This is a genomic window from Burkholderia sp. PR2 (genome assembly GCF_052372875.1).
In the GTDB taxonomy this organism is placed as follows: domain Bacteria; phylum Pseudomonadota; class Gammaproteobacteria; order Burkholderiales; family Burkholderiaceae; genus Burkholderia; species Burkholderia diffusa.
Genome location: NZ_JBQRWH010000001.1, coordinates 695020 through 716165 on the forward strand (window position 1 = coordinate 695020; position 21146 = coordinate 716165).

Below are 21146 nucleotides of genomic sequence, written 5' to 3' on the forward strand. Positions count from 1 at the left end.
CAAGATCGCGTTGCACCTGCTGTTCCTGTGCATCGGGCTCGGGTGGGCCTGCGCGGAGCTGGTCGACTGGCTGCGTTGAGCAGGCGCCCATCGCAGCCGCATCGGCTGTCCGATGCGGCTATATCGAAATTGAAAGCCATTCGAAATTTCGGCCCATCGCGAAATTTCTTCCGCATCGCGCGCCAGAAACCGTCAAGTTTTCCCGAAATTGACCGTATTACCGGTAACGAGTGTCCGCCGGCGCCCGGTTCGTGATCGTTTGTCATGATTGTTTGCATCCGGTTACACGTCGGCCGTTCCGTTTTTGAGATGCTTGAAAGATTGTCAAACCGGAGTCGATCGTCCATGAAACAGCGCGAGATTTGCCGCAAGTCGGCGTGGCTGTCCGGCCTCGCCGCGGTGCTCGTCATGGCCGGTTGTGCCAGCACGCAGTCCGTCCCGCCGAGCGACACGCTGGCGGGATCGCCGTCGGGGCAGCCCGCCGCCGCACCGGCGGCCACGCCCGCGACGCCGCCGCCCGCGCCCATTCTCGTCGCGCAGAAGTACATGGTGAAACGCGGCGACACGCTGTCGGGCATCGCGTCCGCGAACGACTGCAGCGTCGCCGACCTGCGCACCTGGAACAAGCTCGATGGGCGCGGCAGGCTGCGCATGGGGCAGGTGCTCCGCATCGTTCGCCAGCAGCCGTTGCAGGCATCGGGCGCGAGTGGCAGCGCGCCGGCCGCGGCGCCGGCCGCCGCGAGCAATGCGGCGGGCGCCGCGCAGGCGAGCGCGTCGACGGCGAGCGACCGGCAGGTCGTGAAGGAAACCAGGCGGCACACGGGTGCGGTGGCGCTCACGTGGCCCGCGCGCGGCAAGATCGTCGACGCGTTCCGGCCGGGGCAGAACCGGGGCATCCAGATCGCCGGCCGGCCGGGCGACCCGGTTCGCGCGGCGGCCGACGGCCGCGTGATGTACGCGGGTAGCGGCCTGAACGATTACGGTACCCTGATCATCGTCCAGCACAACGCGGATTTCCTCACGGCCTATGCGCACAATCGCAAGCTGCTCGTGAAGACCGGTGATATCGTGCGCCGGGGCGACGAGATCGCCGAGATGGGCGACCTCGACAACTCGCGTGTCGCGCTGCTGTTCGAAGTGCGGCGCGACGGCAAGCCCGTCAATCCGATGCCGTACCTGCCTTCGTCGCAAGGGTGATGCAGGCCGCGCCGCTGGAACGCGGCGGCGCTCGCTGCTACGCTAGGGCCTGTTCATGTGCGTCCCGCCGCATGCGGGGCCGACGGACGTCTTCGGGGATGCGCGGCGTATGCCGTCGCGAGCCGGCCGTCGGCGTGAATGCGTGTGCATCGTCGATGCGCACGTATGTTGCTTCGTGCCACCGTTTCCGACAGAACACCCTTCACCCATGGAACACTCTCCGACACGCCGCTCGCTGTTGCTCGCCGCCGTCGCCGCGCCGTTCGTCGCCGCGTGCTCGTCGGCACCCGTCGCCGACCAGGGCCGCGCACATGCCGCCCAGGCCGAACTCGCCGCGCTCGAAAAAGCGTCGAACGGTCGGCTCGGCGTCGCCGCACTCGATACGTCGAGCGGCACGCGCATCGCGCATCACGCGCGCGAGCGCTTCCCGCTGTGCGGCACCTACGCGGTCGTCGCCGCCGCCGCGATACTCGCGCGCGGCTCGCTCGACGCGTCGCTGCTGCCACGCCGCATCCTGTATCGCCGTTATGAAGTCGTGGCCGGCTCGCCGGTGACGGAAAGCCACGTCGACACGGGGATGACGATCGCGCAGCTCTGCACGGCGATGCTGCAGTCGGGCGACAAGGGCGCGGGGAACCTGCTGATGGGCGTGCTCGGCGGTCCGCAGGCCGTCACATCGTTCGCGCACGAAAGCGGCGACACCGCATTCCGGCTGGACCGCTGGGAACCCGAACTGAACCAGGCGGCGCCGCGCGACGAGCGCGATACGTCGACACCGGTCGCGATGGTCGACACGCTGCAGCGGTTGCTGCTCGGCGATACGCTGCGCGAGCCGCAGCGTGCGCAGCTCACGGAATGGATGACCGGCGGCGCGCGCGGCGCGACCGGAATCGCGGCCGGCGTGCCGCCGGGCTGGCGCATCGCGGACAAGACCGGCACCGGCGGCTACGGCACGACGACCGACGTCGCCGTGCTGTGGCCGCCGTCGCGCGCGCCGATCGTGCTGGCCGTGTCGTTCACGCAGCCGCGTGCCGACGCGGCGGCACGTGCGGACGTCGTCGCGTCGGCGGCGCGCATCGCGACGGGCGCGCTCGCCGCCACGGCCTGAGCGTCCGGTGCACCTCGCGTAAAGCCGGCGTTTGGCTTATCGTGTCGATCAGCGCGCGCCGGTGTCGGCGCGCGGTCTTGCCGCGCCTTCGTTGGGTGCGATCGATCCGTCTACCCCTTCGTCATGCGCCGACTTCCACCCCTGCACGCGCTGCAGATCTTCTCGACGGTGGCCCGCCACCGCAGCTTCACGCGCGCGGCCGAGCAGCTGTGCCTCACGCAGGGCGCGGTAAGCCGGCAGATCCAGACACTCGAGGCGCATTACGGCTTTCCGCTGTTCAAGCGGCACGCGAAGGGCCTCACGCTGACGGCGGAGGGCGAGCAACTGTTGCCGGTGGTCAACGAGAGCTTCGCGCGGATCGAGGACATCTCGATGAAGCTCACGCGGCAGCGCACCGATCTCGCGCTGAAGGTGCCGACTTGCGTGATGCGCTGGATGCTGCCGCGCATCATGCGCTTCCAGGGCGAGCATCCCGAGCTCCACGTGCAGATCACGACCGCGTGGCAGCACATCGTCGATTTCTCGACCGAGCCGTTCGATGCGGCGGTCGTCTACGGTACGTCGCCGGGCGCCGGCGTGTTCGCGCTGCCGCTGTTCGACGAGCGCTTGACGCCGGTGTGCGCGCCCGAGCTGCGGCAGGCGGTGCCGCTCGATGCGGTCGGCGATCTCGCGCACCATACGCTGCTGCATCCGACGCGCGACCACCGCGACTGGCGCGCGTGGCTCGATCACGCGGGCGAACGCGCCGTCGACGCGGAGCGCGGGCCGACCTTCGACACGCTCGATCTCGCGACGAATGCGGCGATGCAGGGCTTCGGCGTCGCGATCGGCGATGTGACGCTCGTCGACGACGACGTCGCCGCGCGCCGGCTCGAACGGCCGTTCGACATCGTGCTCGAGACCGGCGCCCGCTATTTCTTCGTCTATCCGGAGAGCATCGGCAGCCAGCAGAAGATCCGCGCGTTCAGCGACTGGATCGCCTGCCATCGCGACTGACGCGCGACGTCTCCTGCAGCAGGCGCTACTGGTACGTCACGACGGCGATCATCGGCGCATGCGCGTTGCCCGCACGGTCAGGTAAAACGATTGCGCGCGAGGCCTGCGTAAAGGTCGTGGTCTTGATCGTGCGCAGGCTGGCCGCGTCGATGAACGCGACTTGCCCGCTCGCCGGGCGCGGGCAGTCGGGGCGCACGTGCGCGTGCGCGGCGTCGGCCGTGTCGAGTGCGAACGAGCACGGCGGCTCGACGATCATGCCGGTGAAGTGGACGACGCCGGACGCGCCGGCGGCAAAAGACGAGGACGACGCCAGAAGCGAGGCAGCCAGGGCAAACGAGGCGGCAAACAGGCGATGCTTCATGACAGGCTCCAGAGAGGAAGCGCGTCGCAGCGGGGCCGCTCGAATGGCAGTCCGTCAACGCTGCGATGCTGTATGCGTAAACGGCAATTCCATTGGACCTCTTGAATGAAAGAACGGGAAATGACGGCAACGAGCAAATGACGCCGTATTCCTCCAATCAATTTATCTCAAATTTGTGCGGCCGCAAGTCAGGGTATTGCCGATGGCGTAAGCTCGCGGCAATCCGGCCAACGGACAGGGGTTTTGCAGGTGAATCGTTGAGAACTCAACGATTCGACGAGGGTGCGAATTGCGGGGTGCAGAAAGAAAAACGGCCGCTCGTGTGACGAGCGGCCGTTTCCGCATCGACGCGGTCGATGCGGCGGTCAGCCCGCGCGCTTGCGCACCGCGCCGACGATCACGAGCAGCACGATCGCGCCAATGATCGACGCGATCCAGCCGGCGCCCTGGCCCGGCGCATACCAGCCGGCAGCGCGGCCGACGTAGCCCGCGACGAGCGAGCCGACGACGCCGAGCACGACGGTCATCAGGATGCCCATTTTGTCGTCGCCGGGCTTGAGCGCACGGGCGAGGAGGCCGACGATGAGCCCGACCACCAGGGTTTCGATGAATTGCAGCATGAACGCCTCCCTATAGCTGTTGAGCTGTTGACGAAAGGAAATGGACCCGCGCGGCGCGCGAGGGTTCCATTCGGCGTGCGTGCCGGTGCATTGGCGCACCGACGCACGGGGTGCCGAGTATCGCACGCCCGCGCGTCGCACTCATGTCAGGCGACCGGATCGAGGCGGCGGTAGCCTTCGGTCGCGCGCAGCAGCGTGCGCGTGTAGTCGCGTGCGACCTGTCCGGCGCGCACGTCCTCGATCCGCAGCTGTTCGACGATCTCGCCATGCTGCATCACCGCGACGCGCTGGCACAGGAAGCCGATCACCGCGAGGTTGTGGCTCACGAGGATCATCGTCAGTTTGCGTTCGCGATGCAGGCGGCGCAGCAGGTTCAGGATTTCGGCCTGCACCGACACGTCGAGCGCGGACGTCGGCTCGTCGAGCAGCAACACGCGCGGCTCGACAATCAGCGCGCGCGCGATCGCGACACGCTGGCGCTGGCCGCCCGACAGCTGGTGCGGATAGCGGAAGCGGAACGACGGGCCGAGCCCGACTTCGGACAGCGCGCGGGCGATGCGCGCGTCGGCGTCGTCGATTGCGTGGATCGACAGCGGCTCGCGCAGCGTCTGGTCCACCGTGAAGCGCGGATGCAGCGACCCGTACGGATCCTGGAACACCATCTGCACGTGGCGGCGAAATGCGCGATCGGGCGTGCCGCCGACGGGCCGCCCGTCGATCGACAGGCTGCCGCCCGCGAGCGGCACGAGGCCGGTCAGCGCGCGCAGCAGCGTCGACTTGCCGGAGCCCGATTCGCCGACGAGCCCGAACACCTCGCCGTCGCGTACCGCGAAGCTGGCATCGCGCACGGCGTCGACGTGACCCGTGCGGGTCGGGAAACGGATCGATGCGTGATCGACGTCGATCATCGTGCGGCCTCCTGCGGTATGTGAGCGGTCGGCGCGGGCGCAGCGGCGTCGAGCCACGCCGGATCGCGCCGCAGCACCGGCAGTTCGTCGGGCGGGTTCACGAGCGGCGGGTTCGCCGCGAGCAGCCCGCGCGTGTAGGGATGCGTCGCATCGCGCAGGTCGCGCGCGGCGCAGGTTTCGACCACGCGCCCCGCATACATCACCGCGACGCGATCGCAGAACGACATCACGAGCGGCAGGTCGTGGCTGACGAACATCAGGCCCGTGTTGTGCCGCGCGATCATCGCGTCGAGCACCGCGAGCACCTGCATCGACACCGCGACGTCGAGCGCGGAGGTCGGCTCGTCGGCGATCAGCAGGCGTGGGCCCGTCGACACCATCATCGCGATCATCACGCGCTGGCCCATGCCGCCCGACAGCTCGTGCGGATACGCATCGGCGACGCGCGCCGGGTCGCGGATCTGCACGGCCGCGAGCGCGTCGACGATCCGCTCGCGCAGCGCGCGGCCGCGCAGGCGCGGCTCGTGCCGCCGGAACGCTTCGCCCATCTGCTTCGCGACGGTCATCACCGGGTTCAGCGAATACTTCGGATCCTGCAGGATCATCCCCATCTGGCTGCCGCACAGGCGCCGGCGTTCGCTCGCGGACATCGCGAGCAGGTCCTGGCCCGCGAAGCGCATCGTGCGGGCCGACCAGCGCGCGGCTTCGGGCAGCAGGCCGAGCAGCGCGCGGCCCGTCAGCGACTTGCCGGAGCCCGATTCGCCGACGATGCCGAGCCGTTCGCCGGGCGCGAGCGTCAGCGACAGGTCGCGCACCGCGTCGGTGACGACGCCGTCGTGCCCGCGAAAGCCGATTTTCAGGCCGTCGATCTCGCAGAGCGGCGCGGGCGCGGTGGTGGAATTCATCGGCATGTCATGCTCCATGGCGGGGATCGAAGACGTCGCGCAGCCCGTCGCCGAGCAGGTTGAATGCGAGGCTCACGAGCAGGATGGCGATGCCGGGCAGCGTCGCGACCCACCACGCGTCGAGCAGCACGTTGCGGCCCGACGCGACCATGAAGCCCCACTCGGGGCTCGGCGGCTGCGCGCCGAGGCCGAGAAAGCCGAGGCCCGCGACGGTGAGGATGATGCCGGCCATGTCGAGCGTCGCGCGCACGATCACCGACGACATGCACAGCGGCATGATGTAGCGCAGCAGGATCCGCGGGCCCGACGCGCCTTGCAGCCGCGCGGCGTGGATGTAGTCGGCCTGCGCGATGCGGATCGTCTCCGCGCGCGCGAGCCGCGCATACGCGGGCCACGCGGTGATCGAGATCGCAACGACCGCGTTGATCACGCCGGGCCCGAGCGCGGCCGCGAATGCGAGCGCAAGCACGATCTTCGGGAACGCGAGCGCGATGTCGGTGATGCGCATCAGCACGCTGTCGACGAAGCCGCCGCAATAGCCGGCCGTCGTGCCGATCGCGAGGCCGATCGGCACGACGATCACGACGACGAGCATCGCGATGCCGAGCGTGAGGCGAGAGCCCGCGATCATCCGCGAAAGGATGTCGCGGCCGAGCTGGTCGGTGCCGAGCCAGTGCGATGCGGAGCCGGGCGGCAGCAGCCGGTCCGACAGCACTTGGCGCAGCGGATCGTGCGGCATGATCAGCGGGCCGACGATCGCGACCACGATCAGCGTCACCAGGATCGCGAGCCCGAACAGGTTGAGCGGATTGCCCGCGAAACGGCGCCAGCGGCGGTAGGCGAGGCCGAACGCGGCCTGCGAGCGCGACGCGGGCGCATCGGAAAGCAGCCACGCGCGCAGCGTGAGAGGTTCGGCATTCATGGACGGGTGGCCTTCGGCATGGTCGGTGAAGGAAGCGGGATGGAAACGGTCATGTCGAAGCGGCCCTCAGCGCGCACGCGGATCGAACACACGGTACAGCGCGTCGGTCAGCAGGTTGACGGTGATGAACATCACGCCGATCACGAGCGTCGCGCCGAGCACGGCATTCATGTCGGCGTTCAGGAGCGCGCCGGTCAGGTACGAGCCGAGCCCCGGCCACGCGAACACGATCTCGGTCAGCACCGAGCCTTCGAGCAGGTTGCTGTACGTGAGCGCGATCACGGTGAGCAGCGGCACCGCGATGTTGCCGAACGCATGCCGCCAGATGACGCGCCGCTCGGACAAGCCCTTCGCGCGCGCGGTGACGATGTATTCCTGGCTCAGCTGGTCGAGCATGAACGAGCGCGTCATCCGGCTCAGGTACGCGACCGAGTAGTAGCCGAGGATCGCGGCCGGCAGCGCGATGTGCGACACCGCGTTGCGGAACACGTCCCACTCGCCCGCGAGCGCCGAGTCGATCAGCAGGCTGCCCGTGCGCGGGTCGACCATCCCGTCGTACACCGGATCGAGCCGGCCGGGGCCGCCGACCCAGTGCAGCCGCGCATAGAACAGCAGCAGCCCCATCAGCCCGAGCCAGAATACCGGCACCGAATTGCCGATCAGGCCAACGAAGCGCGCGATGTGGTCGATCGGCCGGTTGTGCTTCACCGCGGCCGCGACGCCGAGCGGCACGCCGATCGCGATGCCGATCACCGTCGCGATCGTCGCGAGTTCGAGCGTGGCGGGGAACACGCGCCTGATGTCGTCGAGCACCGGGTTCGACGTCAGCAGCGACATGCCGAGATTGCCGTGCAGCACGTCGCGCGCGTAGATCAGGAACTGCGTGACGAGCGGCTTGTCGAGGCCGAGCGCGATGCGCTCGGCCGCGTAGGCCTCGGCCGACGCGCGATCGCCGAGGATCGCGAGCACGGGATCGATCGGCACCTTGCGGCCGATCACGAACGTCAGCGCGAGCAGCCCTGTGAACGTGACGGCGAGCGTGAGCGCCCAGCGCAGCACGCGTAGCACCCAGCGCACGGCCGGGCGCCGCGCGGGCAGCGTGCGCAGTGCTTCGAGGGAGGAGGCGGGAGTCGACATGCGGCGAACCTTATTGCTTCTTCAGGTTACGGTACGACACGAGGTCGTTGATCGGCCCGACTTCGAGCCCGCTCACGCCGGGTCGCGTCGCGACCTGCGCGACCTTCTCGAACATGATCACGAACGGCGAGCGCGCGAGCATTTCCTTCTGCATCGCCTGGTACCGCTGCGCGCGTTGCGCGGCGGTCGGCTCGGCGAGCGCGGCGTCGGTTTCCTTCGTCAGTTGCGGAATGTCCCAGCTGTTGCGCCAGGCCAGCATCTTGTAGCTCGACTTGTCGGAGTTGTCGGGGTTCCATGCGAAACCCTGCGCATTGCTGTGCGGGTCGATGTAGTCGGCCGACCATTCGCCGATGTAGATGTCGTGCTGGCGCGCGCGGTATTTCGCGAGCGTCTGCTTGTTGTCGCCTGGGATCAGCTGCACCTTGACGCCCGCCTGCGCGAAGTTCGCCTGCACGGCCTGCGCGATCTCCGTGTACGGATAGTCGTTGCGCACGTCCATCGTCACCGAGAAGCCGTTCGGCACGCCGGCCTTCGCGAGCAGCGCCTTCGCCTTCGCGACGTCGAGCTTGTACGGGTTCGAATTCAGCGTGCCGAGGAAGCCTTCGGGCAGGAAGGTCTGGTGCACCTTGTAGGTCGTCTTCACGACGTTGGCCTGGAGGCCCGCATAGTCGACCAGCCACTTGAGCGCTTCCTGCACGTCGGGCTTCGCGAGCGTCGGGTTCTTCGTGTTCAGGCCGAGATACAGCAGCGTCGCCTGCGGCGAGGCCGTGACTTTCGCCTTGCCCGACTTCACGACCGATGCGAGATCGTCCGGGCTCAGGTCGCGCGCCGCGTCGACGTCGCCGTTTTCCAGCAGCAGTCGCTGGCTCGCCGCTTCGGGCACGTGGCGCAGCACGATGCGCTTCATCGCGAGCGGCAGCCGGTAGCCGTCGAAGCGTTGCAGCACGATGCTGTCGCTGGGCGACCACTTGACGAGCTTGTACGCGCCGGAGCCGGCCTCGTTGGTCTTCAACCACGCGTTGCCGAAGTCGTTGCCCTGCTGGTGCGACAGCAGCAATTTCTTGTCGAGCACCGACGCGGGCCACGAGCCGAGCACGTTGAGCACGAAGGTCGGCGCGTATTTGTGATCAGTCGTGATCGACACCGTCTGGTCGTCCAGCTTCTTCACGTTCGCCACGACGTTGGCCTTCGTGAGCCCGATGCCGGTCAGCACCGCGGCCGGTCCCTTGTCGAGCAGCACCGCGCGCTGGATCGACCATGCGACGTCGTCGGCCGTCAGCGGGTTGCCCGAGTGGAACTTGAGGCCCGAGCGCAGCTTGAACGTATAGGTCAGGCCGTCGGCGCTCACCGTCCACGACTGCGCGACGTCGCCGTTGAATTTCGACGGATCGCGCAGGTCCACGCGCACGAGCCGGTCGTACGTGTTCGCGACGTACTCCTCAGGCACCAGCTCGTAGATTTCGCCCGGATCGAGCGTCGTGAATTCGTCGAGCAGCGTGGCCATCACGAACATGTCCTTCGGCGTTTCCGCATGGGCGGTGGAAAGCGGAACGGCGGCGAACAGGGACGCGGCGGCCAGCGCCGCGACGAGCCGGGAGGTCGGGAATTTCATGGGCGCTTCTCCATCTGTCGTTTGAGTCGTTGAACGTGAACCTGCATGAAAAAGGGGGCGTGCAGCATCGTTACATCAGGCGCCACGGGCCGCTCGCCGCGTTGTCGATCTGCGGCAGCGCATGCGAACCGGGCAGCTCGTAGTGCCACCACTCGCTGTCGATATGCGCGAAGCCGGCCGCATGCATGACGCCGAGCAGCAGCAGCCGGTTGCGTTGCACGTGCTCGGGCAACCCCGCGTGAAAGTGGCCCGACGCGGCCACCATCTCGTCGAATCCGGTGCCCATGTCGAGCGGCTCGCCGTTCGCGCCGACGAGCGTCAGGTCCAGCGCGGTGCCGCGGCTGTGGTTCGACCCGCGGCCGAGATCGGCGACGAAGTTCGGATCCGGCAGGAAATCCCACAACACCTGCTGCGCCTCCGGCGGCCGGTACGCGTCGTAGATGCGCAGCGTGAAGCCGGCCTGCGCGGCGACGTCGACCGCGCGGCGCAGCGCGGCTTCGGCCGGCTCGAGCAGCAGACAGTGCGCGTTGCGGTAGATCGGCTTGCCGGTCAGGTTGTGCTCGGTCGCGTAGACGAGATCGATCTCGATGCGATGCGTGGCGGGCGTGATTTCGACGAGACGGTGATGGTTCATCGGCGGTCCGGTTGACTCAGGATTCGAATTGGTCGAACGTGCGCTGCAGTTCGCGATTGCGCGCGACGCGCCGGTCGACCGCGGGACCGAGGCGGTCGACCACGGCGGTGATCAGCAGGTTGAACAGGCAGGTGAGCGGCGCGAGCGAATCCCAGAACTGGCCGACGTCGGTCTTCACCTGCAGCAGGTCGGCCGGCCATTCGCGCGCCCACGGGCAATACAGATCGGTGACGAGCGCGAACGGCTGGCCGCGTTCGGCGGCGGCCTGACAATAGCGGCGCGCGCTGCGCGAATACGCGCGCGTGTCGGTGACGATGCAGTACGGGCGTTCGAACTCGGAATTCAGCGAATCGACGTACGAGCCCGACTGGCCGTCGGAATAGAACACGCGTGGGCGCAGGTATTCGAGATAGCTGCTGAACGCATTGCTGATGCCGCGGGTCGACTGGATGCCGAGGATGAATACGGCATCGGCATGCGCGATCCGGTCCGCGACTTGCGCGAACACCGGTTCTTCGGCGAGCCGGTACACGTGGCGGATCGCGTCGAGCTCGCGGTCGAGCGACGACGCGAGCGTGCCGCTGCTGCGATCGCTGTCGCCTTCGCCGACGGTCGTTTGCGTGGCGGCGGCGCGGCGGTACTCGTCGAGGCGGTCGGTGATCATCCATGGACGATCGCCGTCGCCACGCAGTTCGCGTTTCAGGTCGTCGAGATTCCGGTAACCGACGCTGCGCAGGAACCGCCCGACCGAAATGCCGCTGGTGCCGGTCTGCTGCGCGATCTGGTCGGCGGTTTCGAGGCCGAGCCGATCGAGGTTCGCGAGCATGTAGCTCGCGATTCGCTTCGCGGTCGGCGTCAGCTCGGCAAAGCGGGATTCGACGGTATGGGCGAATGCACAGGTCATCGGGCTGTTAGATCGTTGTCATTGGATGATTCTTTGACATCTATCTAACAAAGCCAAAATCATTGGCGCCAGCGAATAAAAACTATCGTTTGGCAGAGGATGATAGGGGCGGACGTACACGCCCAACGACAGGATCGCGATGGGCAACGGAGAAATTGTTCCTGTCACGCATATTTCGCGTTCATGCCTGACAGGGATAATTTGCCGGGGCGCTTCACCGCGCGGCGCCTCGACGACATGCCGCGCGCTCGAAGCCGGGCACGCGAGCGTTCGACGTTGCCCATCGACTACTGCTGCATGTCCGACGTCTCGCGCAGCCGCCAGATCGCATTGCACTGCTGGCCGCCGAGGCTCGTCGAGCGCAGCGTGATGACGGTGCCGGCCGCGATCTGATACCAGAAATGCGTCATCAGTTCGGTGCCCTTGCGCTGCGCGTGTCCATCGATCAGCACCTCGCATCGCAGCGGCGACGGCGTGCCGGACGGATGCGTGATGTACACGTTCAGTCGCGCGATGTCGCGGGTCGCGGTCAACACGATCTCGTGGTTCGCGCTGCCGACGAGCATCGTGCCGCCCGGTTCGTCGATCGCCTGCAGGTACGCGCCCGCGCTGCGCTCGACCGCGGCGGAAGTGACGGTCAGCCCGGCCGAACGCACGAATCCGGTCGCGGCGATGCTGGCGGCAGCCGTGTCGGATGGCGACGGCGTGCCGTCCGACAGCGCGAACGGCACGCCGTCGCGCAATGCGGCGTCGACGTGGTTCGCGTAGTAGCGCCAGCGGTCGAGGAAGCGAATGTCGCCGGTCATGTGCAGCGCGCGGATCGGTTCGCCCTGATAGCGCAGTGTCGTGGTGCCGTTGCGCGCGTCGAACGATTCGTGAATGCCGTTCTTGCTGACGAAGTTCTGGACCGGGTCGAGCAACGCGGTTTCGCCGCGTGCGCCCCACAGGTGCAGGAACGTCGTGTCGATCCCGAAGCATTCCTGGAAGTCGGTGCCGATGCGGGCGACGCAGTCGCGCAGGTGCGCCGCGAAGCGCGCCCACGCGGTGGCCGTGCCGGCGACGAGCCCGGCCTGCAGCGCACCGCCGTGACGCGTCTGCACCTCGTCGACGACGAGGCGCCAATGCGCGTCGCGCCGCTCACCGATCAGCGGCGTGACCACGAACGTGCAGAACAGCGGGTCGGGGCACGCATACAGGCGATCGTCGGCGATCCGGGAGAACAGGTCGAAGGAGGGCGCGCAGAACCAGATGTCCGCGTCGTACAGCGCGAGTTTCGTGATGTGCGGATTGCGCGCGCAATAGCCGGCGGCCTCGATGAAGCGGCCGACCGGGAGCGCATGCGCGCTCGACGCTTCGATCACGTCGACCGACTGGCTTTCCAGGATGCGCCGCTTGTGCTCGGACAGCCCGTAGCCGATGACGGCCACCTGTCCGTCGTAACCCGTGTGCCGCAGCGACAGCAGGAACGGCACGAGCATCTCGTACCACGCGCGGTTGTTGTCGTTGATCGCCACGCAGACCGCGTGCCCGTTCGAATGCATGGTGCCTCCCGTCGCGCGTGCGCGGCTCAATAGCCGACGTGACGCTCGCAGACGACCGCGCCGCAGCCGCGGCTGTCGTGATACGTGATGTGAAACTGCTTGTTGTCCCACAGCCATTGGAATACGGCCTGGTAGACGCCCGACGTGTTCATGTCGTGCAGCACGATCTTCTTGCGCGCGAGCGGGCCGAACCGGTTCAGTTCGGCGAGCGTCTGCTCGTACGTGTGCGTGGTGTCGATGAACAGCAGGTCGGATGCAAGCGGCTCCATCGAGAGATCGTCGGCGATCCTGAATTCGAAGTCGATCGCCAGTTCATTCGCCGCGTGCTTCAGCTCATCCTGGATGTGGAAATACTGATCGGTGATGTCGACCGACACCAGCCGCTTCGGCTGCGCGAGCATGAAGGCCGTCGTGGTCAGGCCGGTGAATACGCCTAGCTCGACGACGCTGTCGCATCCTTCCGCAGTGCGGGTGTAGAAGTCGAAGCGCGACGGGCTGTCGCCGAGCCAGCCGATCGGTTCGATCTTGTACTGGAGAAATTCCAGGCGCAGTTCTTGTAATGAGCGCATTGCGTGGTCCCCGAGCGAAGCATATTGGATGATGGATGCACCCGCGCGCCGGCGTCGCCGGCCGCGCGGGCAGCCGGCCTTATTTTGCCAGCGTCCGGTACGACACGAGGTCGTTGATCGGCCCGATCTCCGGCCCGGTCGTGCCGGGGCGCGTCGCGACCTGCACGACCTTCTCGAACATGATGACGAACGGCGAGTTCGCGAGCACGGCCTTCTGCAGAGCCTCGTAACGCTGCGCGCGTTTCGCGGGCGACGGCTCGACGAGCGCGGCCTCGGTGTCCTTCGTCAGTTGCGGGATGTCCCAGCTGTTGCGCCATGCGAGCATCTTCGTCTTCGACTGGTCGGAATTGTCAGGATTCCAGGCGAAGCCGCGCGCGTTGCTGTTCGGGTCCATGTAATCCGGCGACCATTCGCCGATGAAGATGTCGTGCTGGCGCGCGCGGTACTTGCCGATCGCCTGCTTCGCATCGCCCGGAATCAGCTTCACGCGGATGCCGCCCTGCGCGAAGTTCGCCTGGAGTGCCTGTGCGATCTCGAGGTACGGATAATCGTTCGGCATGTCCATCGTCACGTCGAATCCGTTCGGCAAGCCGGCCTTTGCGAGCAGCGCCTTCGCCTTCGCGACGTTGAGCTTGTACGGGTTCGAATTCAGCGTGCCGAGGAAGCCTTCGGGCAGGAAGGTCTCGTGCACTTTGTATGTCGTGCTGACGATGTTGCGCTGGATGCCGTCGTAGTCGACCAGCCACTTCATTGCCTGTTGCACGTCGGGTTTCGCGAGATTCGGGTTCTTCGTATTCAGGCTCAGGTACAGCAGCGCGGACACCGGCCACGACGCGACCTTGATCTTGCCGGCCTTGGTCAGCGAGGCGAGGCTGTCGGGGCTCAGGTTGCGCGCGGCGTCGACGTCGCCGTTTTCCAGCAGCAACCGCTGCGCGGATGCCTCGGGCACGTGGCGCAGCACGACGCGTTTCATCGGGTACGGCGCGCGGTACTTGTCGAAACGCTGCAGCACGATGCTTTCGTTCGGCGTCCACTTGACGAGCTGGTACGGGCCCGAGCCAGCGTCGTTGGTCTTCAGCCAGGCGCTGCCGAAATCGCTGCCCTGCTGGTGCGACATCAGCAGCTTCTTGTCGAGCACCGACGCCGGACACGCGCTCAGCACGTTGAGCACGAAGCTCGGCGCGTACTTGTGGTCGGTTTCGAGCACGAAGGTCTGCGGGTCGACCGCGCGCACCTTCTGCATCACGTTCGCCTTCGTGAGGCCGAGATCGGCGAGCACGCCGGCCGGGCCCTTGTCGAGCAGGATGGTGCGCTGCAGCGACCACGCGACGTCGTCGGCGGTGACCGGGTTGCCGGAGTGGAACGTGAGACCGGGGCGCAGCTTGAACGTGTACGTGACGCCGTCGGCGCCGACCGACCAGGATTGCGCGATCTGTCCGTCGAAGCGCGTCGGGTCCTTCAGGTCGACCCGCACGAGCCGTTCGTAGGTGTTCGCGACGTACTCGGACGGCACGAGCTCGTAGATTTCGCTCGGATCGAGGGTCGTGAATTCGCCGAGCTGGGTGGCGACGACGAAGATGCCGGGCGGCGTCGCGGCCTGCGCCGGCAGCGCCGGAACAAGCGCGGCGAGCGCGGCGCTGACGAACAGCCGGGACAGCAGGTGCTTCATGCGGGCTCCGTGGAAAGGGAATCGTGGTGCGATTCTCTCATCGACGGCGGCCCGGATGAAAAAATTCGACGGACGCGCATGACGGCGCCCGGGTGACGTGGCTTGCGGGCCGGGCGGAGCGCCCGGCGCCGGTGGCGGTCAGATCACGCAGCGCGCGATCGCGAAGCGCATCGCTTCCTCGGCCGGCTCGCTGCCCGAGCCGCGCACGACCTTGACGACGGACCCGTTGCCCGACGGTGTGAGCGTGACGAAATACGAGCGCGACCCGACGGTGATGTCGGTCACGCCGTTGTGCTGCGACTGCGCGGTGCCGGACAGGCGGCTGTCGAGGCAGTTGGCGATCGCGTGGGCCGGGCGCGCGGACGACACGTAGATCATCGGTGCCGAGCCGGACGCGGCCGAATCGGACGAGGGCGCCGAGCCGCAGGCGGCGAGCAGGGCGGCGGGAAGGAGCAGCAGGAATCGTTTCATGATCGGGATCGTCGTGTGTCTCGTGTCGAGGCTGGGGCGCGGGGTACGCGAAACGCGGAGCTTCGCGACGAAACCGCCGGAATCGTGCCGTTGTCGACGGTCGATGCGGGTGGCGGCTGACGTCGAAGTATACCCGCGGCACTTGACGCGAACGGCCTGCTGAAACGATTCGATACAACAACAAGCACCCGCTGCCGCACGGCGGCAGCGGGCGTTTCAAGCGATGGCGAATCGACGCTTGCCGGCGTTACTGGCCGATCTTGTGGCTGACCGCGTTTTCCTGCTGGTTCAGCACGTGCTTTTCGCTCTGCGTAATGTGACCGCGATCCTGCGCGGCCATGTCCCGCTCTTCCTGGCGGATTTTTCGGTCGTCACGGTGCAGGCGCGCGGCCTGGGCGTGCGACATCTCGCCTTCCTTCACTTCGTGACGGATCCGGCGATTCTGGTTGGCGAGGCGCTGGTTGACCTCCTCGCGGCGCGGATGCGCTTGCTGCCACGGCGTTTCGGCGAACGCGGTGCCGGTCAGTACCGACATCAGGGTGGCGGCGATCGCGAGATGGCGGGTAAGGGCTCGCATGACGTTTTCTCCTGTCGTTGCGCGTCACGAGACGTGCGCGCTTGTGGAAAAAACGCTGTGCGCCCCCCGGCTGTTGACGTTTCCGGCTGTATCGATTGCAAGTCTTCATTACAGCGGCCAGGCCGGCCGGCCGAGCATGCGTCGCGCGTCGGCAGCGTCGGCCCGTCAGGTGAGCCGATACGCGGGGCTCGGCGTCACTTCGGCCGGCAGCGGTTCGCGGTTCAGTTCGAGCAGCGTGCGCTCGATCGTTCGCGTCATTGCATCGAGCGCGAGCTGGTTCGGTCCGTCGCCGAACGGCTCGGCGATCGCATGCGCGATCGCGTCGAGCGCGATCAGCGTATAGGCGACGAACACGGTGACGAACGGTGTCGCCGCGCCGATCGAATCGACGAGACCGAACGGCAGCAGCACGCAGTACGCGTAGATGGTCCGGTGCAGCAGCACGTCGTACGAGAACGGGATCGGCGTCGAGGCGATGCGCTCGCAGCCGCTCACCATCGACACGAGATCGTCGAGGCGCACGTCGAGCATCCACAGCCGGGTATCGGCGAGATGGCCCGCGTCGGCGCGCGCGGCGAATGCTTCGCGCAGTTCATGGACGATCGCGATCGGTGCAAACCGGGCGGCGACGATGCGCGTATAGGTCGCGCCGTCGAGCAGCGTGCGCAGGTCCGCTGCAGGATCGGTGCCGCGCAGCTGATGCTTCAACGCATGGACGAACGCGACGACCTTGCGTACGAACGCCTGCCGCGCAGCGTCGTCGCCGTCGATCGCGCCGTAGCAGAGCGCCTGCGACACCAGCGTGCGCGTGGCGGTCAGCACGCCGCCCCACAGCTGCCGCCCCTCGCGATAGCGTTCGTAGCTCGCGTTGTTGCGAAACCCCGCGAAGATCGCGAGCGTGAGGCCGATCAGCGTGAACGGCGTCGGATTCAGCGGCACCTTCTCGCCGAGCAGGCGGCCGCCGCCCCATACCGCGACCAAGCTGATCGCGAGCGTCAGCGCGAGCTGCGGCAGGATGGTCGGCAGTACCGATCCGTTCCAGACGAGCAGCATCCGAAACCAGTGCTCGCGCGGCCGAACGATCATCGCGGCGCTCCGTCAGGCAGCGGCCGACGCCGGCGCGGCCGCGCGATGCAGCAGCACGGGCACCGACTTCGACGTCGGCGTGTTGCACACGTCGCCGACGCTGTCGAGCGGCACCAGCGGGTTCGTTTCGGGGTAATACGCACCGATGCAGCCGCGCGGGATGTCGTATTCGACGAGCAGGAAACCGTCCGCGCGCCGCTCGATGCCGTCGTGCCACACGGTTTCCATGTCGACCCATTCGCCGGCCTTCAGGCCGAGCATCGCGAGGTCGTCGCGGTTGACGAACACCACGCGGCGCTGGCCGAATACGCCGCGATAGCGGTCGTCGAGCCCGTAGACGGTCGTGTTGTACTGGTCGTGCGAACGCGTCGTCATCAGCGTCATCAGGCGCTCGCCGTGCAGTGCGCGGGCGCGCTGGATCGGCGTGTCGGTCGGCAGCGCATGCGCGATGAAGTTCGCCTTGCCCGTCGGCGTCAGCCATTCGCGGTCGCGCGACGCGACGCGCAGGTGGAAGCCGCCCGGCCGCGCGATGCGCGCGTTGTAGTCGTAGAAGCCGTCGACGGTCGCCTCGATCGCGTCACGGATCTTCGCGTAGTCGTCCTTGTACGCGAGCCAGTCGATCTTGCCGCTGCCGAACAGCGCATGGCCGATGTGCGCGACGATGGCGGGCTCCGACATCAGGTTCGGCGACGCCGGCTTGTTCATCCCGTACGACACGTGGACCATGCTCATCGAATCCTCGACCGTCACGCCCTGCGCGACGTTGTCCTGCAGGTCGATCTCGGTACGGCCGAGCGTCGGCAGGATCAGCGCGTCGCGGCCGTGAATCAGGTGGCTGCGGTTCAGCTTCGTCGTGATGTGGACGGAGAGGTCGCAGCGGCGCATGCCTTCCCACGTGCGTGGCGTGTCGGGCGTCGCCATCGCGAAGTTGCCGCCGAGACCGATCAGCACCTTCACGTGGCCTTCGAGCATGCCTTCGATGGTTTCGACGACGTCGTAGCCGTGATGGCGCGGCGGCTCGAAGTCGAACACGTGGCCGAGCTGGTCGAGGAACGCCTGCGACGGCTTTTCCTCGATGCCGACCGTGCGGTTGCCCTGCACGTTCGAGTGGCCGCGCACCGGGCACAGGCCCGCACCGGGGCGGCCGATGTTGCCGCGCATCAGCATCAGGTTCGTCAGCATCTGCACGGTCGCGACCGAATGCTTGTGCTGGGTGATGCCCATGCCCCAGGTCGCGATCACGCGCTCGCTGCGTGCATAGCGTTGCGCGAGGCCGTCGATCTGCTCGTACGGTACGCCGCTTTCGGCCGTCAGCGCGGACCAGCTTTCGTTGCGCAGATCTTCGGCGAACGCATCGAAGCCGGCCGTGTGCTCGCCGATGAACGCGGTGTCGAGCACACGCGGTGCACCGGCAGCGCACGCGGCGTCGTCAAGTTCGAGCACGCGCTTCGCCATCCCCTTGATCAGCGCGAAATCGCCGCCGATCGTCGGCTGGATGAACGTCGACGCGATCTTCGTGCCTGACATCGTCAGCATCTCGAGCGGGCTTTGCGGATCGGCGAAACGCTCGAGTCCGCGTTCCTTCAGCGGGTTGATCGACACGATCGTCGCGCCGCGCTTCGCGCATTCGCGCAGCTCGCCCATCATCCGCGGGTGGTTGGTTGCCGGATTCTGGCCGAATATGAGCAGCATATCCGCGTGCTCGAAATCGTCGAGCGTGACGGTGCCCTTGCCGACGCCGACCGACGCCGGCAGCCCGCGGCTCGTCGCCTCGTGGCACATGTTCGAGCAGTCGGGGAAGTTGTTGGTGCCGTACAGCCGCACCAGTAGCTGATACAGGAATGCCGCCTCGTTGCTCGCGCGGCCGGACGTGTAGAACGCCGCCTGGTTCGGGTCCGGCAGCGCGCGCAGGTGGCGTGCGATCAGCTCGAACGCGTCGTCCCACGCGATCGGCACGTAGCGGTCGGTCCGCGCGTCGTACACCATCGGGTCGGTCAGGCGGCCGTGCTGTTCGAGTTCGAAATCCGACTGTCCGAGCAGCTCGGCGACGGTGTGCGCGGCGAAGAATTCGGGCGTCACGCGCTTGCTCGTCGCTTCGGCGGCCACGGCCTTCACGCCGTTCTCGCAGAATTCGAACGTCGAGGCATGCTGGCGGTCGGGCCACGCGCAGCCCGGGCAGTCGAAGCCGTCCGGCTGGTTCTGGCGCAGCAGCGTGCGGTAGTTGCCGCCGGCGACCTTTTCCTTGATCAGGTTGATCGTGACGGCTTTCAGCGCGCCCCAGCCGGCGGCCGGGTGGGTGTACGGTTCGATGCGCGCGGCGGCGGATTTCTTTTTCATGATGCGTGTGTCGGGGTCGATGCACGGAGAGTACGCGCAGTGTTCCGACCGCTGTGTGTACACCTCTCGTCTTCGAAAAAGAGTACAGTTGCGGCCAATCAGGCAGTGCGGACCGTAACTGTGTTGTTGAAGGGACGTTGAAAGGGAGGCGCGTGAAGCGTTACGAACAACTGGCCGACGATCTGCAGGCGCAGATCGAGCGCGGCGTGTACCGGCCCGGCGAGCGGATTCCGTCGGTACGCCAGGCGAGCCGGCAGCAGCAGCTCAGCGTCACGACCGTGCTGCGCGCGTATCTCGTGCTCGAGAGCCGCGGGCTGATCGAGAGCCGGCCGCAGTCGGGCTATTTCGTGCGGGCGCGGGCCACGGCGCCGGCGGAGGCCGAGCTGCACGTGTCGGCGCCGGCCGACGAGCCGTCGGCGGTGGACGTGAGCCGGCTCGTGCTGTCGACGCTGCGCTCGATCGCGCGCGACGACGCGGTGCCGCTCGGTTCGCCGTATCCCGATGCGTCGCAGTTCCCGGTCCAGCGTCTTGCGCGCTATGCACAGGCGATCGGCCGGCGCCGCACGCGCTGGGGCGTGATCGACGATCTGCCGCCAGGCAACCAGGAGCTGATCCGCCAGATCGCGCGGCGCTACGCGGAGCGCGGGATCCCGGTCGAGCCGGGCGAGATCGTGATGACGATCGGTGCGACGGAGGCGATCAACCTGTGCCTGCAGGCCGTCGCAAAGCCCGGCGACACGATCGCGGTGGAGTCCCCGACGTTCTACGCGATGCTGCACGCGATCGAGCGCATGGGCATGCGTGCGCTCGAGGTGGCGACCCATCCGGGCGACGGCATCGATCTGGACGCGCTCGAACGGATCCTCGCGCGCGAGCGCATCGCCGCGTGCATGGTGATGCCGAATTTCCACAATCCGCTCGGCTTCCAGATGCCCGATGCGCGCAAGCGCGCGCTCGTCGAGCTGCTCGCGAAGCATGACGTGCCCGCGATCGAGAGCGACGTCTATCACGAGCTGCATTACGGCGACACGACGCCGAGTGCGCTGAAGTCGTACGACCGCGACGGGCTCGTGCTGCATTGCGCGTCGTTCACGAAGAGCCTGTCGCCGCGCTACCGGATCGGCTGGGCGATGCCCGGCCGCTACCGCGACCAGGTCGAGAAGCTGAAATTCCTGAACACGCTCGCGACGCCCGCGATCGAGCAGCTCGCGATCGCCGAATACCTGAAGCACGACGGCTACGATTTTCATCTGCGGCGGATGCGCAAGCAGTATGCGCAGCAGGCGAGCCTGATGAGCGCGATGGTGCGGCGCTTCTTCCCGGAAGGCACGCGATTGTCGCAGCCGCAGGGCGGGTATGTGCTGTGGGTCGAGCTGCCGCCGCAGGTCGACGCGATGAAGCTGTATGCGCTCGCGCTCGCGCAGGGGATCACGATCGGGCCCGGCCACATGTTCTCGGCGACCGCCGATTACCGGCACTTCATCCGGCTCAACTACAGTTATCCGTGGTCGCGGCAGATCGAGGATGCGCTGAAGGTGGTGGGGCGGCTCGCGTCCGAGTGCGCGGGGCGGTGAGCGGCGCCACGCGCGCGA

20 protein-coding genes are annotated in these 21146 nt (G+C 67.3%); 4 read left to right on the forward strand and 16 right to left on the reverse strand.

Annotated elements, in window-relative coordinates; translation table 11 throughout:
• Positions 1-345: 345 nt before the first annotated feature.
• From ACT2FV_RS03140 to ACT2FV_RS03150, 3 genes are all read left to right on the forward strand, one after another.
• The gene (locus ACT2FV_RS03140; RefSeq protein ID WP_174919650.1) at positions 346-1197 is read left to right on the forward strand and encodes a peptidoglycan DD-metalloendopeptidase family protein; all 852 of its coding nucleotides are present in this window, start codon (positions 346-348) and stop codon (positions 1195-1197) included.
• A gap of 208 nt (positions 1198-1405) precedes the next feature.
• Positions 1406-2305 carry a class A beta-lactamase gene (gene bla, locus ACT2FV_RS03145; RefSeq protein WP_059684794.1) on the forward strand — a complete coding sequence of 300 codons (900 nt, stop codon included), beginning with the start codon at positions 1406-1408 and terminating at the stop codon, positions 2303-2305.
• A 123-nt stretch (positions 2306-2428) separates the two neighbouring features.
• Positions 2429-3301, forward strand: coding sequence for a LysR substrate-binding domain-containing protein (locus ACT2FV_RS03150; RefSeq protein WP_059607168.1), 873 nt, complete (start codon positions 2429-2431; stop codon positions 3299-3301).
• Between the two features lie 25 nt (positions 3302-3326).
• On the opposite strand, the gene ACT2FV_RS03155 is transcribed toward ACT2FV_RS03150, so the two are convergent.
• The 16 genes from ACT2FV_RS03155 to ACT2FV_RS03230 all read right to left on the reverse strand — a co-directional run bounded on the left by ACT2FV_RS03155 (position 3327) and on the right by ACT2FV_RS03230 (position 19554).
• On the reverse strand, positions 3327-3662 hold the full coding sequence (locus ACT2FV_RS03155; protein ID WP_124623085.1) for a type 1 fimbrial protein: 336 nt from the start codon (positions 3660-3662) through the stop codon (positions 3327-3329).
• 365 nt (positions 3663-4027) lie between these two features.
• Positions 4028-4282 (reverse strand): GlsB/YeaQ/YmgE family stress response membrane protein, encoded by a 255-nt coding sequence (locus tag ACT2FV_RS03160; RefSeq protein WP_057924918.1) that lies wholly within the window; start codon positions 4280-4282, stop codon positions 4028-4030.
• Positions 4283-4428: 146 nt separating this feature from the next.
• Positions 4429-5190, reverse strand: a complete 762-nt coding sequence (locus ACT2FV_RS03165; protein ID WP_124623083.1) for an ABC transporter ATP-binding protein — start codon at positions 5188-5190, stop codon at positions 4429-4431.
• Positions 5187-6101: an ABC transporter ATP-binding protein gene (locus tag ACT2FV_RS03170; RefSeq protein ID WP_059607174.1), complete on the reverse strand. Its 915-nt coding sequence runs from the start codon at positions 6099-6101 to the stop codon at positions 5187-5189. The genes ACT2FV_RS03165 and ACT2FV_RS03170 overlap by 4 nt, the downstream gene beginning before the upstream one ends.
• Before the next feature lies 1 nt (position 6102).
• Positions 6103-7017: a nickel transporter permease gene (gene nikC, locus ACT2FV_RS03175; protein ID WP_059607176.1), complete on the reverse strand. Its 915-nt coding sequence runs from the start codon at positions 7015-7017 to the stop codon at positions 6103-6105.
• 66 nt (positions 7018-7083) lie between these two features.
• Complete coding sequence (locus tag ACT2FV_RS03180) at positions 7084-8154, reverse strand: ABC transporter permease (protein ID WP_124623079.1); 1071 nt, start codon at positions 8152-8154, stop codon at positions 7084-7086.
• A 10-nt stretch (positions 8155-8164) separates the two neighbouring features.
• Complete coding sequence (locus ACT2FV_RS03185) at positions 8165-9766, reverse strand: ABC transporter substrate-binding protein (protein ID WP_124904125.1); 1602 nt, start codon at positions 9764-9766, stop codon at positions 8165-8167.
• Positions 9767-9836: 70 nt separating this feature from the next.
• Positions 9837-10400, reverse strand: coding sequence for a D-alanyl-D-alanine dipeptidase (ddpX, locus tag ACT2FV_RS03190; RefSeq protein WP_059607182.1), 564 nt, complete (start codon positions 10398-10400; stop codon positions 9837-9839).
• A gap of 16 nt (positions 10401-10416) precedes the next feature.
• Positions 10417-11304 (reverse strand): sap1 transcriptional regulator SapR, encoded by an 888-nt coding sequence (gene sapR / locus ACT2FV_RS03195; RefSeq protein ID WP_444503180.1) that lies wholly within the window; start codon positions 11302-11304, stop codon positions 10417-10419.
• A 287-nt stretch (positions 11305-11591) separates the two neighbouring features.
• Entirely contained in the window at positions 11592-12845 is a 1254-nt protein-coding gene (locus ACT2FV_RS03200; RefSeq protein ID WP_444503181.1) for a hypothetical protein, read from the reverse strand.
• 26 nt (positions 12846-12871) lie between these two features.
• A complete protein-coding gene (locus ACT2FV_RS03205; RefSeq protein ID WP_444503182.1) occupies positions 12872-13414 on the reverse strand; it encodes a class I SAM-dependent methyltransferase in 543 nt (180 codons plus the stop codon).
• Positions 13415-13493: 79 nt separating this feature from the next.
• Positions 13494-15083 (reverse strand): ABC transporter substrate-binding protein, encoded by a 1590-nt coding sequence (locus tag ACT2FV_RS03210; protein ID WP_124623072.1) that lies wholly within the window; start codon positions 15081-15083, stop codon positions 13494-13496.
• A gap of 138 nt (positions 15084-15221) precedes the next feature.
• On the reverse strand, positions 15222-15554 hold the full coding sequence (locus tag ACT2FV_RS03215) for a hypothetical protein (protein ID WP_059607188.1): 333 nt from the start codon (positions 15552-15554) through the stop codon (positions 15222-15224).
• A 247-nt stretch (positions 15555-15801) separates the two neighbouring features.
• The gene (locus ACT2FV_RS03220) at positions 15802-16131 is read right to left on the reverse strand and encodes a hypothetical protein (protein ID WP_069227181.1); all 330 of its coding nucleotides are present in this window, start codon (positions 16129-16131) and stop codon (positions 15802-15804) included.
• A gap of 165 nt (positions 16132-16296) precedes the next feature.
• Positions 16297-17217: a bestrophin family protein gene (locus ACT2FV_RS03225; protein WP_059607192.1), complete on the reverse strand. Its 921-nt coding sequence runs from the start codon at positions 17215-17217 to the stop codon at positions 16297-16299.
• Between the two features lie 12 nt (positions 17218-17229).
• Positions 17230-19554, reverse strand: coding sequence for an FdhF/YdeP family oxidoreductase (locus ACT2FV_RS03230; RefSeq protein WP_444503183.1), 2325 nt, complete (start codon positions 19552-19554; stop codon positions 17230-17232).
• 152 nt (positions 19555-19706) lie between these two features.
• Here ACT2FV_RS03230 and ACT2FV_RS03235 point away from each other — a divergent pair, with 152 nt between their 5' ends.
• On the forward strand, positions 19707-21128 hold the full coding sequence (locus ACT2FV_RS03235) for an aminotransferase-like domain-containing protein (protein ID WP_124623064.1): 1422 nt from the start codon (positions 19707-19709) through the stop codon (positions 21126-21128).
• The last annotated feature ends 18 nt before the right edge of the window (positions 21129-21146 follow it).

Coding starts and splice junctions, on each gene's coding strand:
- ACT2FV_RS03155 (WP_124623085.1), bottom strand. CDS start 3,662: ATGAAGCATCGCCTGTTTGCCGCCTCGTTTGCCCTGGCTGCCTCGCTT.
- ACT2FV_RS03200 (WP_444503181.1), bottom strand. CDS start 12,845: ATGCATTCGAACGGGCACGCGGTCTGCGTGGCGATCAACGACAACAAC.
- ACT2FV_RS03215 (WP_059607188.1), bottom strand. CDS start 15,554: ATGAAACGATTCCTGCTGCTCCTTCCCGCCGCCCTGCTCGCCGCCTGC.
- ACT2FV_RS03210 (WP_124623072.1), bottom strand. CDS start 15,083: ATGAAGCACCTGCTGTCCCGGCTGTTCGTCAGCGCCGCGCTCGCCGCG.
- nikC (WP_059607176.1), bottom strand. CDS start 7,017: ATGAATGCCGAACCTCTCACGCTGCGCGCGTGGCTGCTTTCCGATGCG.
- ACT2FV_RS03140 (WP_174919650.1), top strand. CDS start 346: ATGAAACAGCGCGAGATTTGCCGCAAGTCGGCGTGGCTGTCCGGCCTC.
- ACT2FV_RS03180 (WP_124623079.1), bottom strand. CDS start 8,154: ATGTCGACTCCCGCCTCCTCCCTCGAAGCACTGCGCACGCTGCCCGCG.
- ddpX (WP_059607182.1), bottom strand. CDS start 10,400: ATGAACCATCACCGTCTCGTCGAAATCACGCCCGCCACGCATCGCATC.
- bla (WP_059684794.1), top strand. CDS start 1,406: ATGGAACACTCTCCGACACGCCGCTCGCTGTTGCTCGCCGCCGTCGCC.
- ACT2FV_RS03150 (WP_059607168.1), top strand. CDS start 2,429: ATGCGCCGACTTCCACCCCTGCACGCGCTGCAGATCTTCTCGACGGTG.
- ACT2FV_RS03160 (WP_057924918.1), bottom strand. CDS start 4,282: ATGCTGCAATTCATCGAAACCCTGGTGGTCGGGCTCATCGTCGGCCTC.
- ACT2FV_RS03165 (WP_124623083.1), bottom strand. CDS start 5,190: ATGATCGACGTCGATCACGCATCGATCCGTTTCCCGACCCGCACGGGT.
- ACT2FV_RS03170 (WP_059607174.1), bottom strand. CDS start 6,101: ATGCCGATGAATTCCACCACCGCGCCCGCGCCGCTCTGCGAGATCGAC.
- sapR (WP_444503180.1), bottom strand. CDS start 11,304: ATGACCTGTGCATTCGCCCATACCGTCGAATCCCGCTTTGCCGAGCTG.
- ACT2FV_RS03220 (WP_069227181.1), bottom strand. CDS start 16,131: ATGCGAGCCCTTACCCGCCATCTCGCGATCGCCGCCACCCTGATGTCG.
- ACT2FV_RS03230 (WP_444503183.1), bottom strand. CDS start 19,554: ATGAAAAAGAAATCCGCCGCCGCGCGCATCGAACCGTACACCCACCCG.
- ACT2FV_RS03225 (WP_059607192.1), bottom strand. CDS start 17,217: ATGATCGTTCGGCCGCGCGAGCACTGGTTTCGGATGCTGCTCGTCTGG.
- ACT2FV_RS03185 (WP_124904125.1), bottom strand. CDS start 9,766: ATGAAATTCCCGACCTCCCGGCTCGTCGCGGCGCTGGCCGCCGCGTCC.
- ACT2FV_RS03205 (WP_444503182.1), bottom strand. CDS start 13,414: ATGCGCTCATTACAAGAACTGCGCCTGGAATTTCTCCAGTACAAGATC.